The organism is Streptomyces sp. NPDC044106 (genome assembly GCF_056433985.1).
Map to the genome: position 1 here is coordinate 163,088 of NZ_JBWKFZ010000005.1, position 15,270 is coordinate 178,357.

Annotated in this window: 16 protein-coding genes; 11 read left to right on the top strand and 5 right to left on the bottom strand. The window is 71.4% G+C overall.

Going from position 1 to position 15,270, the window contains the following annotated elements:
* The first annotated feature begins 119 nt into the window (after positions 1 to 119).
* Positions 120 to 947, top strand: coding sequence for a sulfurtransferase (locus tag AC07DI_RS10375; RefSeq protein WP_478903607.1), 828 nt, complete (start codon positions 120 to 122; stop codon positions 945 to 947).
* A gap of 116 nt (positions 948 to 1,063) precedes the next feature.
* Here the strand turns inward: AC07DI_RS10375 and sepH are convergent, their stop codons facing one another.
* Complete coding sequence (sepH, locus tag AC07DI_RS10380; protein ID WP_384260118.1) at positions 1,064 to 2,164, bottom strand: septation protein SepH; 1,101 nt, start codon at positions 2,162 to 2,164, stop codon at positions 1,064 to 1,066.
* A 473-nt stretch (positions 2,165 to 2,637) separates the two neighbouring features.
* Between sepH and AC07DI_RS10385 the strand changes: the two genes are divergently transcribed.
* A complete protein-coding gene (locus AC07DI_RS10385; protein ID WP_478903609.1) occupies positions 2,638 to 3,924 on the top strand; it encodes a hypothetical protein in 1,287 nt (428 codons plus the stop codon).
* Positions 3,925 to 3,932: 8 nt separating this feature from the next.
* Here AC07DI_RS10385 and AC07DI_RS10390 read toward each other — a convergent pair whose 3' ends face one another.
* Together AC07DI_RS10390 and AC07DI_RS10395 are read right to left on the bottom strand one after the other, a co-directional pair.
* A complete protein-coding gene (locus AC07DI_RS10390; protein WP_478903611.1) occupies positions 3,933 to 5,258 on the bottom strand; it encodes a D-arabinono-1,4-lactone oxidase in 1,326 nt (441 codons plus the stop codon).
* Positions 5,212 to 6,456 (bottom strand): MFS transporter, encoded by a 1,245-nt coding sequence (locus tag AC07DI_RS10395; RefSeq protein WP_478903613.1) that lies wholly within the window; start codon positions 6,454 to 6,456, stop codon positions 5,212 to 5,214. The genes AC07DI_RS10390 and AC07DI_RS10395 overlap by 47 nt, the downstream gene beginning before the upstream one ends.
* A gap of 166 nt (positions 6,457 to 6,622) precedes the next feature.
* Here AC07DI_RS10395 and AC07DI_RS10400 point away from each other — a divergent pair, with 166 nt between their 5' ends.
* Both AC07DI_RS10400 and AC07DI_RS10405 read left to right on the top strand, forming a co-directional pair.
* The gene (locus tag AC07DI_RS10400; RefSeq protein WP_478903615.1) at positions 6,623 to 7,750 is read left to right on the top strand and encodes a ferrochelatase; all 1,128 of its coding nucleotides are present in this window, start codon (positions 6,623 to 6,625) and stop codon (positions 7,748 to 7,750) included.
* A 19-nt stretch (positions 7,751 to 7,769) separates the two neighbouring features.
* A complete protein-coding gene (locus tag AC07DI_RS10405; RefSeq protein WP_478903972.1) occupies positions 7,770 to 8,576 on the top strand; it encodes an inositol monophosphatase family protein in 807 nt (268 codons plus the stop codon).
* Positions 8,577 to 8,685: 109 nt separating this feature from the next.
* On the opposite strand, the gene AC07DI_RS10410 is transcribed toward AC07DI_RS10405, so the two are convergent.
* Positions 8,686 to 8,859 (bottom strand): hypothetical protein, encoded by a 174-nt coding sequence (locus AC07DI_RS10410; protein ID WP_384260106.1) that lies wholly within the window; start codon positions 8,857 to 8,859, stop codon positions 8,686 to 8,688.
* A 312-nt stretch (positions 8,860 to 9,171) separates the two neighbouring features.
* Between AC07DI_RS10410 and AC07DI_RS10415 the strand changes: the two genes are divergently transcribed.
* The 4 genes from AC07DI_RS10415 to AC07DI_RS10430 all read left to right on the top strand — a co-directional run bounded on the left by AC07DI_RS10415 (position 9,172) and on the right by AC07DI_RS10430 (position 12,725).
* Entirely contained in the window at positions 9,172 to 9,825 is a 654-nt protein-coding gene (locus AC07DI_RS10415; RefSeq protein ID WP_055544891.1) for a response regulator transcription factor, read from the top strand.
* A 6-nt stretch (positions 9,826 to 9,831) separates the two neighbouring features.
* Positions 9,832 to 11,079: a sensor histidine kinase gene (locus tag AC07DI_RS10420; RefSeq protein WP_478903617.1), complete on the top strand. Its 1,248-nt coding sequence runs from the start codon at positions 9,832 to 9,834 to the stop codon at positions 11,077 to 11,079.
* Between the two features lie 394 nt (positions 11,080 to 11,473).
* Complete coding sequence (locus AC07DI_RS10425; RefSeq protein WP_055544889.1) at positions 11,474 to 11,770, top strand: DUF4193 domain-containing protein; 297 nt, start codon at positions 11,474 to 11,476, stop codon at positions 11,768 to 11,770.
* A gap of 13 nt (positions 11,771 to 11,783) precedes the next feature.
* Positions 11,784 to 12,725 (top strand): hypothetical protein, encoded by a 942-nt coding sequence (locus tag AC07DI_RS10430; RefSeq protein ID WP_478903620.1) that lies wholly within the window; start codon positions 11,784 to 11,786, stop codon positions 12,723 to 12,725.
* 121 nt (positions 12,726 to 12,846) lie between these two features.
* Here the strand turns inward: AC07DI_RS10430 and AC07DI_RS10435 are convergent, their stop codons facing one another.
* A complete protein-coding gene (locus tag AC07DI_RS10435) occupies positions 12,847 to 13,299 on the bottom strand; it encodes a DUF3093 domain-containing protein (protein WP_478903622.1) in 453 nt (150 codons plus the stop codon).
* Between the two features lie 58 nt (positions 13,300 to 13,357).
* Between AC07DI_RS10435 and AC07DI_RS10440 the strand changes: the two genes are divergently transcribed.
* From AC07DI_RS10440 to AC07DI_RS10450, 3 genes are read left to right on the top strand one after another with little or no spacing between them, the layout of a single operon-like run.
* Entirely contained in the window at positions 13,358 to 13,942 is a 585-nt protein-coding gene (locus AC07DI_RS10440; protein WP_384260097.1) for a PaaI family thioesterase, read from the top strand.
* Positions 13,939 to 14,481, top strand: coding sequence for a dUTP diphosphatase (gene dut / locus AC07DI_RS10445; RefSeq protein ID WP_384260094.1), 543 nt, complete (start codon positions 13,939 to 13,941; stop codon positions 14,479 to 14,481). The genes AC07DI_RS10440 and dut overlap by 4 nt, the downstream gene beginning before the upstream one ends.
* A 1-nt stretch (position 14,482) precedes the next feature.
* On the top strand, positions 14,483 to 15,262 hold the full coding sequence (locus AC07DI_RS10450) for a DUF3710 domain-containing protein (protein ID WP_384260092.1): 780 nt from the start codon (positions 14,483 to 14,485) through the stop codon (positions 15,260 to 15,262).
* Positions 15,263 to 15,270 lie beyond the last annotated feature (8 nt).

Sequence of the window (15,270 nt, forward strand, 5' to 3'; positions counted from 1 at the left end):
CGGTGCCCGTCCTTCGTACAGGGCGTGCTTGGTTCCGTACAGCCCGTGTTCGGGCGAGATCCGGCGGCAGGGTAACCGCACCTTGGCCCCGCGGCCACCCCGTACGCAAGGATGGACCCATGAATCCCATCATCTCCGCATCCCAACTCGCGGGCGAGCTGGCGGGCCAGAACCCGCCGGTCCTGCTCGACGTCCGCTGGCAGCACCAGGGCTCGATGCGTTCCGCGTACGAGGAAGCGCACATTCCGTCGGCTGTCTTCGTCGATCTGGACGCCGACCTGGCGGGCCCCGCGGGCGCCGGGGGTCGGCATCCTCTGCCCGATGTCGATCGTTTCGGCGCCGTGATGCGGGCGGCGGGGGTCTCGGAGGACCGGGAAGTCGTCGTGTACGACGGTGGCCAGAACTGGGCGGCGGCGCGCCTGTGGTGGATGCTGCGCTGGACGGGACACGCGTCCGTCCGCGTCCTGGACGGCGGCATCGGCCTGTGGACCGGGCCGTTGGAGGAGGGCCCGGGCCTGACACCGGCCGAGGGCTCCTTCGTACCGGCCCCGAACAGCACGGATCTGCTGGACGCGGACTCCGCCGCGGCCCTCGCCCGCTCCGGCCTGCTCCTGGACGCCCGCGCGGCCGAGCGCTACCGCGGCGAGGTGGAGCCGATCGACAGCGTGGCCGGTCACATCCCGGGCGCGGTGTCGGCGCCGACCACGGAGAACGTCGCGGAGGACGGCCGCTTCAAGCCCGCCGCCGAGCTCGCCGACCGCTTCAAGGCGCTGGGGGCGTCCGGGACTTCGGAGATCGGCGTCTACTGCGGCTCGGGGGTCTCCGGCGCCCACGAGGTGCTCGCGCTGGCGGTGGCGGGGATTCCGGCCGCGCTGTACGTCGGTTCGTGGTCGCAGTGGTCGGCCGACCCGTCGCGGCCCGTGGCGACGGGACCTGACCCGCAGTAGCGGCACCGAGTTCTCCGCCGCCGGAGTGCGGGAGGCGTTATCCGCCTGCTACGGAGAGGGGGCCCACACCGACCAAGGTGTGGGCCCCCTCTCCGTAGAAGGACGATTCCCTAGGGCTATTCCTGCTTCTTGCGCCGTGTGCCGAAGACGATCTCGTCCCAACTGGGCACCGCCGCGCGGCGGCCCGGACGCACGCCGTCGGCCTCGGCCTGACGGTCCGTGGTGCCGACGAGGCGGTCGCGGTGGCTTGCCACCGAGCGGGGCATGAGCACGTCTGCGTAGGCCGCGCCGGCGCCCGCCGACGCCGCGGGGGGCTCTTCGGCGTCCGGCTCCTGCTCGGGCTCCTCCTGGGCGGGCGGCGGCAGTTCCGTGGTGGTCGCGGCCGAGGGGCGCTCGGGTACGACCATGTCACCGCGGAAGCTGGGCACCGCCTCCAGGAGGCTGGTCAGCGAGTCACGCTCCTGTTCGGCGACCGCGGCGCCCGCGCCGACGCCCTCCTCCGGCGGATCGGCCGGGGGAGCGGGGATGCCCGGGCGGTCCAGCTGACGCTCCAGGGCACGGTCGAGCGGCCGGTCCGCGGGACGGTCCCGGGGCAGCCGGGCGATGCGCGGCACGAACGGGAAGCTGGGCTCGGGCGCGGAGATGTCGTCCGTCTCGCCGATCAGCGAACGCGCCTCGTCGTCCACGGCCTGGACGAGCCGCCGGGGCGGGTCGTACGTCCAGCTCGCGGAGTGCGGTTCGGTCGCGACGCGGTAGACGAGCAGGACCTCCCACGTGCCGTCGTCACGGCGCCAGGAGTCCCACTGGACGGTGTCCTTGTCGACGCCCCGCATCATCAGCCGCTCCTGCACGGCCTCGCCGAGCTGGGGTCCGGTGTTCTCACCGGGGCGGCGCACGGGGGTCTTCCTGGCGCGCTCGGCCATGAAGGCGCGCTCCGCGAGCACGGGGCCCTCGAAGCGGCGGACGCGGTCGACGGGGATCCCGGCGAACTGCGCCACTTCTTCCGCGCTGGCGCCTGCGCGTATCCGCGCCTGGATGTCGCGCGGTCGGAGGTGGCTCTCCACCTCGATCTCGATCTGTCCGAGTCGGGGCCTGTCACCGCGGACGGCCGCACGCAGCCGTTCATCGATCGGAAGCGTGTACTCCGTGCTGTCCGCAGCTTTCAGCACCAGCCGTGTGCCGTCGTTGCTGACGGCCACGACACGCAGTTCGGGCATGGGGACCTCCCGGGTGGTGCCTGCCGACGTCACGTGCGTCGCTGCTTCCGCTAGTCGAGTGTGGCCTGCCCGGGTGCAGCCTGCCACAACCTTGCCGAGTTGCCCGGCGTGTCGGGCATGGGCCCCGGATCGCCGTTATGGCACGGTTACCGTTTCGCAACGCTAAGTGACGACGTTCGTCACCCTGTGCAGCGAGCCCCCCACCCGGCGGTTCTGGAAGGCCCCGGGCACCCTGGCGGGAGACCGGACCCAGGGCTCGCAACAGTACTCCATTCGGGCCACGCGGGTGGACCGCCGCGCCGCCGAAGTTCTCATGGAGGACGGGAGTTGGTGCCCGCCCCTCCTCGCCCCCGTCCCACCCCACCCGCGCGCGGGTGGCGCACTTCACGGAATGTCCCGAAGCGGAACTAAACACTTCCCCCATACGTCCCTGTCTCGTGTAGTCGGTCGAGAAAGGTAGGCAAGGGTCGGAGATGCGTGAAAAGCCGGATTACGGCAAGGAGTCCAAGGACCAGGAGGAGTCGAGCGAGAAGCGACGCCTCGATCTGAGCCTGCCGCAGGTGGCCGGAAGCGCCATGGCCGCGGTCGTGGCGGCGAAGCTCGCCTCGAACCTCGGCGTCTACGGGACGATCCTCGGCGCCGGCGTCGTGAGCGCGATCGCGACCTGCGGCGGCACCGTCTTCCAGCATTTCTTCAAGCGTACGGGCGAGCAGATCCGCGACGTCACGGTGCAGGCCAAGCCGAAGGCGCGGCAGGTCCCCGTGCGGGCCGCGACGCAGGTGCCCGAGACGTTCAGGGCGCATGCCTACACGGGGGCCACAGGTGCCACCGGGCCCGTGACCACGACGTGGGGCAGACCGCAGCCTGCGGACCCGGGCGCCGACGCGGCGGAGACCAGGCTGCTGCCGGCCCCGCCGCTGCCGACCATCGAGGACGCCGACCCCACCACGGTGCTCCCCGCCGCCGGAACGGACCCCACCACGGTGCCGCCCCCGGCGGGGGACGAGGGCGCCACGACCGTGCTGCCTTCCGCGGCACCCGGCGCCGACGCCGAGCGGACCCAGCTGCTGGGGGCCGTCGACGCCACGCGGGCGCAGGCGCGCGACGACGCCACGCGCGTGCTCCGCGCGGCGAACCCGGCCCCGGCCCCGGACCCGGCCCCGACGACGGCCTTCGAACCCCCGCACCCGCCCCCGCACCCGTCGGACGAGTTCACCGAAGGCGCCACCCACCGCGCACAGATCCGGAGCTGGAAGCGGCCGTTGATCGCCGCGGCCGTCGTCTTCGGAGTCTCCATGGCGGGGATCACCACGTACGAGCTGGTCTCCGGAAAGGACCTGAGCGGCGGCGACGGCACCACGATCAGCAATGGCGTCTCGGGACACAACTCGTCCCGGAACAAGCCGTCGGAGCCCGCCGACGAGCCGTCCGTACAGCCGTCGGAGCACGGCACGCCCGGGACGGGTGACGGTTCGGGGAAGGGCGACGGCGACGCCACGCAGGACCCGGACGGCACCGGCCGTACGCCTGGCAGCGGCACGGGCAACGGCACCGGCGACGGCTCGGGATCGCAGGACGACCCGGGCAAGGGCACGGGCAGCGACCCCGACAAGGACCAGGACAACGGCTCCTCCGGGGACGACGGTTCCAAGACGGACCCGACCCCCACGCCCCCGCCGACCCCGACGCCCACTCCGTCCGGCGACACCGGAAGCGGCCCCGGGGACGGCGCCAAGCCGGGCGGAACGCCCACCCCGTAGCGGGCGGGTCAGGCGCCGAGGACCCGCCGCAGGTAGTCGTTGCCGAACAGGCGGTCCGGATCGAGGCGGTCGCGCAGGGCCGTGAACTCGCCGAAGCGGGGGTACACCTTGGCGAAGTACTCCGCGTCGCGCGTGTGCATCTTGCCCCAGTGCGGGCGCCCCTCGTGCGCGGTGAGGATGCGCTCGGCGGCCGTGAAGTACGCCTGGTACGGCGTGCCCCGGTACATGTGGACGGCGATGTACGCGCTCTCCCGGCCCGACGCCGTGGAGAGCGTGATGTCGTCGGCGGGCGCCGTACGGACCTCCACGGGGAAGCTGATCCGCAGCGGCGAGCGGTCCACCATCGCCTTCAGTTCGCGCAGGGTCTCCACGAGGGCCTCGCGCGAAACCGCGTACTCCATCTCCATGAAGCGCACGCGGCGCGGGCTGGTGAAGACCTTGTAGGGGATGTCCGTGTACGTCCGCGCGGAGAGCGCCCTGCTGGAGATCCTGGCGATGCCGGGGATGGCCGCGGGGACGGCTCGGCCGATCAGATTGGCCACCTGGAAGAGGCCGTTGGAGAGCAACTCGTCGTCCACGAAGGCACTGATCCTGCCGGGCGGGGCGGCCGGGCCGGGGCTGCGGTTGTTGCGCTTGGTGTTGCAGTTGCCGGTGTGCGGGAACCAGTAGAACTCGAAGTGCTCGTTCTCGGTGAAGAGGGCGTCGAATTCGTCGGTGACCTGCTCGAAGCTCATCGGCTCCTCGCGGGCGGTGAGGAAGAAGACCGGCTCCACGGCGAAGGTGATCGCGGTGATGACGCCGAGCGCGCCGAGTCCGGTCCTGGCCGCGGCGAAGACCTCGGGGTTCTCGTCGGCGGAGCAGGTCATGACCGCGCCGTCCGCGGTGACCAGTTCGAGGCCGGTGATCTGGGCGGCGATCGAGGCGGAGTCGCGGCCGGTGCCGTGCGTGCCGGTGCTGACGGCCCCGGAGACGGTCTGCTCCATGATGTCGCCCATGTTCGTGAGCGAGAGGCCCTCACGGGCGAGCGCCGTGTTCAGGCGCCTGAGCGGAGTGCCGGCCTCCACGGTGACGGTTCCGGCCGCGCGGTCGATGGAGCGGATGCCGGTGAGCAGGCCAGGACGTATGAGGAGGCCGTCGGTCGCGGCGGCCGCCGTGAAGGAGTGGCCCGTGCCGACGGCCTTCACCCGCAGGCCGTCCTCCCTGGCCCGGCGCACCGCCGCGGCCAGTTCGCCGACCGAGGCGGGAGTGGCCTCCCGGACCGGCCGCGCGGTCACGTTGCCCGCCCAGTTACGCCACGTCGCTGTGTTCCGTCCGCTGCCCGTGCCCGTGCTCATGGGTCCCTCCCCGTTGCGGAACCGGCCTCTTCAGCCGGCGATACCCAAGGAACCCGACGGCGACCGCGACGGCCCCGGAGATCCCCGGCACCGCGTACCCGGCGTCCGGTCCCGCGGCGTCGATGACCCAGCCGGCCGCGGAGGAGCCGAGCGCGACCCCGACCGCGAGTCCGGTGCTCACCCACGTCATGCCCTCGGTCAGTTTCGCGCGTGGTACGTGCTGCTCGACGAGGGCCATCGTCGTGATCATTGTCGGTGCGATGGAGAGGCCCGCTACGAACAACGCCACGGCCAGCAACGGAAGGTTCCCGACCAGTTGAAGCGGGATCATACTCACGGCCATCGCACAGACACCCAGCAGCCACCGGAGGGCCGGTGCGCCCTTGAAGTGCAGCAGCCCGAAGGCCGCGCCGGCCAGGCAGGAGCCGAGCGCGTAGACGGCGAGCACCAGGCTGGCCGCGGACTTGTGGCCCTGGTCCTCCGCGTACGCCACGGTGACCACGTCGATGGCGCCGAAGATCGCGCCGGTCGCGACGAAGGTGCCGACGAGGACCTGGAGTCCGACGGAGCGCAGCGCCGAGCCCCCGGTGTGGTGCTCGCGTGCGTGCGGCACCGGCTCGGTGGCCCGCTGCGCCGTCAGCCAGAAGACGCCCACGGCGAGGAAGACCCCGGCGAGCAGCGGCCCGGCCTCCGGGAACCACGCCGTGGAGAGGCCGATCGAGATGATCGGCCCGAAGATGAAGCAGACCTCGTCCACCACCGACTCGAAGGAGTACGCGGTGTGCAGCTGCGGGGTGTCGCGGTACAGGACCGCCCAGCGCGACCGGATCATCGAGCCCACGCTCGGCACGCAGCCGACCAGGGCGGCGAAGAGGAACAGCGTCCAGTCGGGCGCCTCGAACTTCGCGCAGAGCAGCAGTCCGGTGACCGCGGCCAGGGAGACCAGCGTCGCGGGCCGCAGAACGCGGCGCTGGCCGTGCCGGTCCACGAGCCGGGAGATCTGCGGGCCGATCGCGGCGGCGGACAGGGCGACCGTCGCCGAGAGGGCGCCCGCGAGACCGTAGCGCCCGGTGAGCTGCGAGATCATGGTCACGATGCCGATGCCCATCATCGACAGCGGCATGCGGCCGAGGAACCCGGCGCTGGAGAAGGCCTTGGTGCCGGGGGCGGCGAAGATGGCGCGGTAGGGGCTTGGCACGTGGACTCCGCTGGGGCTCCGGCGGCTTCCGCGGGACGGAGGCTCCGGGTAAGGCGTGTAGGTGGCCGATACAGCTTACGGCTCCTGGGTGGCCCGGCGCACCGTGATTTTCCGATCGGCGGAGGCCGTTTTCCGGCTGTCAGTGGCGGGTGGCAGGATCGGATACATGTCCGACGCGCTGGATTCGACTCCCTATGACGCCCTGCTGTTGCTCTCGTTCGGCGGCCCAGAAGGCCCGGACGACGTCGTCCCGTTCCTGGAGAACGTGACGCGCGGGCGCGGCATCCCGACGGAGCGGCTCAAGGAGGTGGGCCAGCACTACTTCCTCTTCGGCGGGGTCAGCCCGATCAACGACCAGAACCGCGCCCTGCTCGACGCCCTGCGCAAGGACTTCGCCGAGCACGGCCTCGACCTGCCGGTCTACTGGGGCAACCGCAACTGGTCGCCCTATCTGACCGACACCCTGCGCGAGATGGTCAAGGACGGCCGCCGCCGCATCCTGACCCTCGCGACCAGCGCGTACGCCTCGTACTCGGGCTGCCGCCAGTACCGCGAGAACCTCGCGGAATCCCTCGCCGTCCTGGCGGCCGAGGGACTCGAACCGCCGAGGATCGACAAGCTCCGGCACTACTTCAACCACCCCGGCTTCGTCCGGCCCATGATCGACGGCGTCCTGAAGTCCCTCTCCGAACTCCCCGCGGACGTCCGCGACGGCGCGCACCTCGCCTTCACCACGCACTCCATCCCGACCGCCGCCGCGGACACCTCAGGACCCGTCGAGGAGCACGGCGACGGCGGTGCGTACGTCAGGGAGCACCTGGACGTGGCCCGGGTCATCGCCGACGCGGTGCGCGAGGAGACCGGTGTCGAGCACCCCTGGGAGCTCGTCTACCAGTCGCGCAGCGGCGCCCCGCACATCCCGTGGCTGGAGCCGGACATCTGCGACCACCTGGAGGAGCGGCACGCGGCCGGTGCCCCCGCCGTCGTCATGGTCCCCATCGGCTTCGTCTCGGACCACATGGAGGTCCTGTACGACCTCGACACCGAGGCGGAGGCCAAGGCGGCGGAGCTCGGTCTTCCGGTGCGCCGCTCGGCGACCGTCGGCGCCGACCCGCGGTTCGCGGCGGCGATCAGGGAACTGATCGTCGAGCGGGCCGCGGTGGAGAGCGGCGTGGCCGTCTCCCCCTGCGCGCTGGGCTCCCTCGGCGCGAGCCACCACCTGTGCCCGGTGGGCTGCTGCCCGGCCCGCGCCCCCAAGCCCGCCGCCGCGGGCGCCGACAGCCCGTACGCGTAAGGACCCCGAAGTGAGCGCTGTGACCGACGTGCCCGACCTCAAGGCAGAACTCCTCGAAGTCGCCCTGGAGGCCGCGCACCGCGCCGGGGCCTTCCTGCGCGACGGCCGCCCCGACGACCTCGGCGTGGCCGCCACCAAGTCCAGCGCCGTCGACGTCGTCACCGAGATGGACATCGCCTCCGAGAAGCTGATCACCGATTTCCTCGCCGAGCGCAGGCCGGCCGACGGCGTGCTCGGCGAGGAGGGCGCGAGCTCCGAGGGCAGCAGCGGCGTCCAGTGGGTGATCGACCCCATCGACGGCACCGTCAACTACCTCTACGGACGCCCCGACTGGTGCGTCTCCGTCGCCGCCCGCAAGGACGGCGAGACCCTCGTCGGCGTCGTGCACGCCCCGATGCGCGCGGAGACGTACCGCGCGGTCCTCGGGGAGGGCGCCCACATCGGTGACGTGCCCGCGCGGGTGCGCCCCGCCCCCTCCCTCGACCAGGCCCTGGTCGGCACCGGCTTCGGGTACATCGCCGAGCGGCGCGTCCGGCAGGCCGAGGTCGCCCGGCACCTGATCCCGAGGGTGCGGGACATCCGGCGCGGCGGCTCGGCCGCGATCGACCTGTGCGACGTCGCGGCCGGCCGCCTCGACGCGTACTACGAGCGCGGGCTCAACCCCTGGGACTACGCGGCCGGTGACCTCATCGCGCGGGAGGCGGGCGCGCTGACCGGTGGCCGCCCCGGAGAGCCCCTCTCGGGCGAGCTGGCCGTCGCGGCCCCGCCCGCCCTCTTCGAGACGCTCCAGGGCCTCCTGGAGGACCACGGCGCCTGGCACGACTGAGACGGGGCAGACGCCGGAGCGCTCCCCGGCGGACACCCGAGCGCGCGAAAGGGCCCCGGCACCTCGTCCCACAGGTGCCGGGGCCCTTCGCCTACGTGCTCGGTGTCTGTCAGGCCTGGAGAGCGCCCACCTGAACACCGTGTTCGGCGGCCAGGCGGTGGAGGTCTTCCAGCTCCGCCAGCTCGACCTCGGCAAGGAAGTCGTCGCCCGTCTCACGGGCCTTCGTGAGGTCGGACTCCGTGGCCTTTATGCGCTGCAGGAGACCTGCGGTGAATGCGTCCATGGTTGCGCCCCCTCGGCTGGGTCGTGGGTCGATGGCACGGGGGTGTGCCGGCAAGGAAGGGGCGATCACGTCTCAAGCCGCTCTGCGGAAAGCAGTTTGTGGCGTGCCACATACAAAGCGTGATCGCGGGTGTAAGGCCGTCCTCCCCTCGCTCCCTTCCGCAGAAACCTCAACCGGCGGAGAAAATCCCGCATTCCCCGTCCCCGACCCCGATGACAGGCCGTCTTACAGCCGGTTTATGGCCGAAAGGGGCAGGATGGAGGCCTACCCCAGACAGACCTGCCCGCAGGGGCACAGAGGAAGGACAGCGACGTGCGCGTACTCGTCGTCGAGGACGAGCAGCTGCTCGCCGATGCGGTGGCCACCGGACTGCGCCGGGAGGCCATGGCCGTCGACGTCGTGTACGACGGAGCGGCGGCCCTGGAGCGCATCGGTGTCAACGACTACGACGTCGTGGTGCTCGACCGGGACCTCCCGCTCGTGCACGGCGACGACGTCTGCCGCAAGATCGTCGAGCTCGGCATGCCGACCCGCGTCCTGATGCTCACCGCGTCGGGCGACGTCAGCGACCGCGTCGAGGGCCTGGAGATCGGCGCCGACGACTATCTCCCCAAGCCCTTCGCGTTCAGCGAGCTCACGGCACGCGTGCGTGCCCTCGGGCGGCGCACCAGTGTGCCGCTGCCGCCCGTCCTCGAGCGGGCCGGCATCAAGCTCGACCCCAACCGCCGCGAGGTCTTCCGCGACGGCAAGGAGATCCAGCTGGCCCCCAAGGAGTTCGCCGTCCTCGAAGTGCTGCTGCGCAGCGAGGGCGCCGTGGTCTCCGCGGAACAGCTCCTGGAGAAGGCCTGGGACGAGAACACGGACCCGTTCACGAACGTCGTCCGGGTGACCGTCATGACCCTGCGCCGCAAGCTCGGCGAGCCCGCCGTCATCGTGACGGTGCCGGGCTCCGGCTACCGGATCTGACCCCCGGTGGCCGCGAGCCCGGCGCCACCAGCCGCGCCTCCGAAGCCCACGTGGGACCCGCGGAAGGTCGAACCGGTCTTCCCGTGGCTGCGCCCCACGATCCGTATACGCCTCACGCTGCTCTACGGCGGCATGTTCCTGATCGCGGGCATCCTGCTGCTCTCGATCATCTACCTGCTCGCCGCGCAGGCACTGAACGTCGGCAGCGAGCTGCCGTTCAGGGTGACGGGCAACAGCAGGGTGAGCAGCGGGACCTGCGCCAGCTTCCAGGGCCTGCCCGAGCACACCACCGAGACGCAGCTCAACGCCGCGCTCAACGAATGCGTCAACCAGGTGCGTCAGCACGCCCTCGACAATCTCCTCAGCCGCTCGCTGCTGGCGCTCCTCGGCCTCGCCGTGATCGCCTTCGCCTTCGGGTACGCGATGGCGGGCCGGGTGCTCTCGCCGCTCGGCCGCATCACGCGCACCGCCCGCAGGGTGGCCGGTACGGACCTGTCCCGGCGCATCGAACTGGACGGTCCCGACGACGAGTTGAAGGAGCTTTCGGACACCTTCGACGAGATGCTGGACCGCCTGGAGCGGGCCTTCACCGCCCAGCAGCGGTTCGTCGGCAACGCCTCGCACGAGCTGCGCACGCCCCTGGCGATCAACCGCACGCTCCTGGAGGTGCACCTCTCCGACCCCGGAGCGCCGCCCGAGCTCCATCAGCTGGGCAAGACGCTGCTCGCCACCAACGAGCGCAGTGAGCAGCTCGTGGAGGGCCTGCTGCTGCTCGCCCGCAGCGACAACCAGATCGTGGAGCGCAAACCGGTCGACCTCGCCGAGGTCGCCGACCGGGCCGTCGACCAGGTGCGGACCGAGGCCGAGGCCAAGGGCGTGGAGATACGCGGTGAGCGCGGTGTGGCCGTCGTACAGGGCAACGGCGTCCTCCTGGAGCGCATCGCCCTGAACCTCGTCCAGAACGCCGTCAGGTACAACGTCGCGGACCAGGGCTGGGTCGAGGTCACCACGGAGGCACAGCACGGCCAGGCGGTCCTGGTGGTGTCGAACACGGGCCCGGTGGTGCCCGCGTACGAGATCGACAACCTCTTCGAGCCGTTCCGGCGGCTGCGGACCGAGCGGACGGGCAGCGACAAGGGGGTCGGACTCGGCCTGTCGATCGCCCGGTCGGTGGCGCGGGCCCACGGGGGCCGTATCATCGCGGAGCCGCGCGAGGGGGGTGGGCTCGTGATGCGAGTCACCCTTCCTCTCTGAGATGCTGCCGCCGACACGCCACGATGTTCGCTTTACGCGGAATTTTCAGGACCTCTTCCAGGAAATTCCGTGTGTGATCGATCACAGCGGCACATAGCCGGTCATCTACTCTCCGTGATCGTGAAAGTCATCGGAAAGCCGGGAAAATCCGGGTTTTCGGGGGTCTTGATCACGGGAAGTACACGGGGTGGCGCCTGTGAAGTGCGAAATTCGGACCGTGTACGGTCCCGATCGCCATCCAAACCGATCACCCCTTGAGGGGTGCGGTTGGGTGTCGATTGAGTAACAGACCTTGATGTGAGGCAAAATCTCCGCTTCAGGTCGGGCACAAGTCCGGCCTCTCAAGCGTTACGAGCGCTTGAGACACCGCAGACACCCAGAGGGGGAGAGCGACATGGCAACGGACTACGACACCCCACGTAAGACCGACGATGACGTCAACGAGGACAGCATCGAGGAACTCAAGGCACGGCGGAACGACAAGTCGACCTCAGCGGTCGACGTCGACGAGTTCGAGGCCGCCGAGGGCCTTGAGCTGCCCGGCGCCGACCTTTCCAACGAGGAGCTCGCCGTCCGCGTGCTCCCGAAGCAGCAGGACGAGTTCACCTGCATGAGCTGCTTCCTGGTGCACCACCGCAGTCAGCTGGCCCGCGAGAAGAACGGCCAGCCGATCTGCCGCGACTGCGACTGAGGCGGGGTCGGCCGTGACTGGCTCGACCCCGTCCTGGAAGCGCCGCTTCCGCAAGCGCGGAGCGGACCAGACCGGCGTCCCGGACGCCGGTGTGCGTGATGACGGGCGAGGCTCTTCCGATCCTGGAGCAGCCTCGCTCGAACCGGCGACCGCCCAGGGGGCGGCGCTGGAGGAGGCGGCGGCCGGCAAGGCGCCAGGGACCACTCACAAGGCCGCTGAGGCCGGGTCCAGGGGCAGCCGCGTTGCCGCCGTCACGGGCGTCGTGAAGGAAGGCGTGCGCAAGGGCGGGCGCGGCGCCAGGGCCGGTATCGGACATCTCGCCGACCGGCTGATCGAGAACGCCCCGCGGATCCCGGTCCGCGATCTCGCGACCCTCCGCAAGCAGTTCCCGGGCCTCGGCCCCGAAGAGCTCGCCGACAAACTCGTCGCGGGCGCCGCCAACGCCACGTCCACCGTGGGCGCGGGGGTGGGGGCCGCCGCGATGCTGCCGGTGCCGCCCGCGATGCCCGCCGAACTCGCGGCGGAGATCACCGGCGTCGCCGCCATAGAGCTGAAGCTGATCGCCGAACTGCACGAGGTTTACGGCCGACGGCCCGAGGGCAACCTCAAGCAGCGCAGCATGGCCTATTTGAACTCCTGGTCCGAGGAGCGCGGAATCGACGTCGCCAAGCCGGCGACCTTCAACACCGCGCTGGGCGGCCAGATGAAGCGGGAGCTGCGCCAGCAGATCATGAAGCGGATGGTCCGGAACCTGCCGAACCTCATGCCGTTCATGGTGGGCGCGGCGGTCGGGGCGGTCATGAACCGCCGGGACACCAAGAAGCTGGCCGGACGGATCCGGCAGGATCTGCGCAAGGCGCAGGTGCCGTGGGATGCGCTGGCGGAGCTGCCGCCGTTGGAGAAGCCGGGCGATCCTCTGCGGATGGGGGAAGGCCCCCGGGAGCTGGGGTCCTGAGCCCGGCCGGCGTGCCGCCGCGGCCGAGTCCGATTCTGTCTGCGGGCCGCCTCTGGCCGGTCGCGCAGTTCCCCGCGCCCCTTGCGGAGTTCCCCGCGCCCCTTACAACCCCCTTGCCGGGTTACCGGGCGCTCTGGCGTACCGCGTCCAGTGCCGCCGCCAGTTCCTCCGGGTGCCTCGTCGAGACGTACACGTACGGGGTGGGGTCGTCGGGGTCCGTGATGTTCACGCGCAGGGCCGTGGGGATGTAGGCGCGCAGCAGCATGTAGGCGCGCGGGTCGGCCTTGTAGGTGCGCCAGGCGCGGGTCTCCTCGCCGGTCAGGATCTCCGCGTCGCCGAGGGCGGACACCGGGATCTTCGCCTCGCCCGCGACCAGTGAGCCCGCCACCACCCGGATCCGTACGGCGCCGTACGCGCTGGTGACGACCGCCGCCACAGCCGTGCCGCCGACCAGGCCGCCGAGGAGCGGCAGCGTGCCGAACGGCAGCATGATCAGGGCCATCGCCACACCCACCAGGACCGAGGCGAACCACCACGAACGGGGCGCGGTCAGGCGTTCTTCATAAGGCTGCATGGAACCAAGCTTGGCACGGTGCGGTCGCCGCGCTGACGCGGAGGTAAGGTCTGCGCCTGTGAGTGGTACATCTGCAGCTCTGACGCCCCCGGCCGACGCGATAGCGCCCGTCCGCCACCCCGACGCGCCCGCCCCCGGCGAGCTCATCGGCGCCCACTACGAGCACTGTTTCGGCTGTGGCGAGGGACAGGCGCACGGACTGCACCTCGCGGCGCGGGCCGGCGAGGGCGTGGCCATCACCGCCGAGTTCACCGTGCGCGAGGCGCACCAGGGCGCCCCGGGCCTCGCCCACGGCGGCGTCCTCGCCACCGCGCTCGACGAGACGCTGGGCTCGCTGAACTGGCTGCTGCGCGTGATCGCCGTGACCGGCCGTCTTGAGACGGACTTCGTGCGGCCCGTGCCGCTGGGCACCGTGCTGTTCCTGGAGGCCGAGGTCACCGCCGTCGCGGGACGGAAGATCTACTCGACCGCCACCGGGCGGATCGGCGGCCCCGAGGGGCCGGTGGCCGTGCGTGCCGACGCCCTCTTCATCGAGGTGAAGGTCGACCACTTCATCGACAACGGCCGCCCGGAGGAGATCCAGGCGGCCATGAACAACCCGGACCAGGTGCGGCGTGCCCGTGCTTTCGAGGTGAACCCGTGACGTCCCCCAGTGAGCTGAACGTACTGATCAGGCGCGTAGACCCCGACGTACCGCTGCCCGCGTACGCGCAGCCCGGCGACGCCGGCGCCGATCTGCGGACGACGGAGGCCCGCGAACTCGCGCCCGGCGAGCGGGCGGTTCTGCCGACCGGGGTGTCGATCGCGCTTCCCGAGGGGTACGCGGCCTTCGTGCACCCCCGTTCGGGGCTCGCCGCACGCTGCGGTGTCGCTCTGGTGAATGCTCCGGGGACGGTGGATGCCGGGTACCGTGGGGAGATCAAGGTGATCGTGGTGAATCTCGATCCGCGCGACTCCGTGCGATTCGAGCGCTTCGACCGGATTGCCCAACTGGTCGTCCAGCAGGTCGAGAAGGTTCGCTTCCAGGAGGTGGCGGAACTTCCCGCATCGGCGCGGGCCGAGGGGGGCTTCGGGTCCACCGGCGGCCATGCCGCCGTGGGCGTCGGTCCGGGCGTGAGCCCGGGCGAACAAACGGGTGGGAATCGATACGCATCGGTCGTATCCGACCGGGAAGGACAGTGACGTGTTCGGACGTCGCAAGAAGGACAGTGCCGCCGAGGACGCGGCGGGCGCGGACGAGCAGGTCGTCGACGGCATGAACAGCGACGAGTCCGCCGACTCCGCTGGCGCCGGCGCCGCGCGCTCGCGCGTGAGGCTCGAGCCCGAGCCCCGTCCCGACGGCCCCTGGGACCTCTCCGAGGTCCGTGAGCCGGGTGAGGGCCGCGTGGACCTCGGCGGGCTCTTCGTGCCCGGCGTCGAGGGCATGGAGCTGCGGGTGGAGGTCGCGGGCGACGCGATCGTCGCGGCCACCGTCGTGCTCCAGGACAGCGCCATCCAGCTGCAGGGCTTCGCCGCCCCCAAGAAGGAGGGCATCTGGGGCGAGGTCCGCGAGGAGATCGCCTCGGGCATCACCCAGCAGGGCGGTGTCATCGACGAGGTCGAGGGCCCCCTCGGCTGGGAGCTGCGCGCCCAGGTGCCGGTGCAGCTGCCGGACGGCACGGGCGGGGTGCAGGTCGTGCGCTTCGTCGGCGTCGACGGGCCGCGCTGGTTCCTGCGCGGAGTGATCTCCGGGCAGGGCGCCGTGCAGCCGCAGGCCGCAGGTCTCCTCGAGCAGATCTTCCGGGACACGGTCGTCGTGCGCGGCGAGGGCCCGATGGCGCCGCGCGACCCGATCGTCCTGAAGCTGCCGGACGACGCCCAGATGGTCGCGGAGAACGTCCAGCAGGAGCAGCAGGAGGGCTCGCGCTTCTCGGGCGGCATGGGGCAGCTCCAGCGCGGCCCCGAGATCACCGAGGTGCGCTAGCCGCCGGC

What these genes read in the sequence shown, in the direction of transcription:
- AC07DI_RS10375 (WP_478903607.1), top strand. Translation starts at nt 120, where the DNA reads ATGAATCCCATCATCTCCGCATCCCAACTCGCGGGCGAGCTGGCGGGC.
- AC07DI_RS10390 (WP_478903611.1), bottom strand. Translation starts at nt 5,258, where the DNA reads ATGAGCACGGGCACGGGCAGCGGACGGAACACAGCGACGTGGCGTAAC.
- AC07DI_RS10410 (WP_384260106.1), bottom strand. Translation starts at nt 8,859, where the DNA reads ATGGACGCATTCACCGCAGGTCTCCTGCAGCGCATAAAGGCCACGGAG.
- AC07DI_RS10425 (WP_055544889.1), top strand. Translation starts at nt 11,474, where the DNA reads ATGGCAACGGACTACGACACCCCACGTAAGACCGACGATGACGTCAAC.
- AC07DI_RS10435 (WP_478903622.1), bottom strand. Translation starts at nt 13,299, where the DNA reads ATGCAGCCTTATGAAGAACGCCTGACCGCGCCCCGTTCGTGGTGGTTC.
- sepH (WP_384260118.1), bottom strand. Translation starts at nt 2,164, where the DNA reads ATGCCCGAACTGCGTGTCGTGGCCGTCAGCAACGACGGCACACGGCTG.
- AC07DI_RS10400 (WP_478903615.1), top strand. Translation starts at nt 6,623, where the DNA reads ATGTCCGACGCGCTGGATTCGACTCCCTATGACGCCCTGCTGTTGCTC.
- AC07DI_RS10385 (WP_478903609.1), top strand. Translation starts at nt 2,638, where the DNA reads ATGCGTGAAAAGCCGGATTACGGCAAGGAGTCCAAGGACCAGGAGGAG.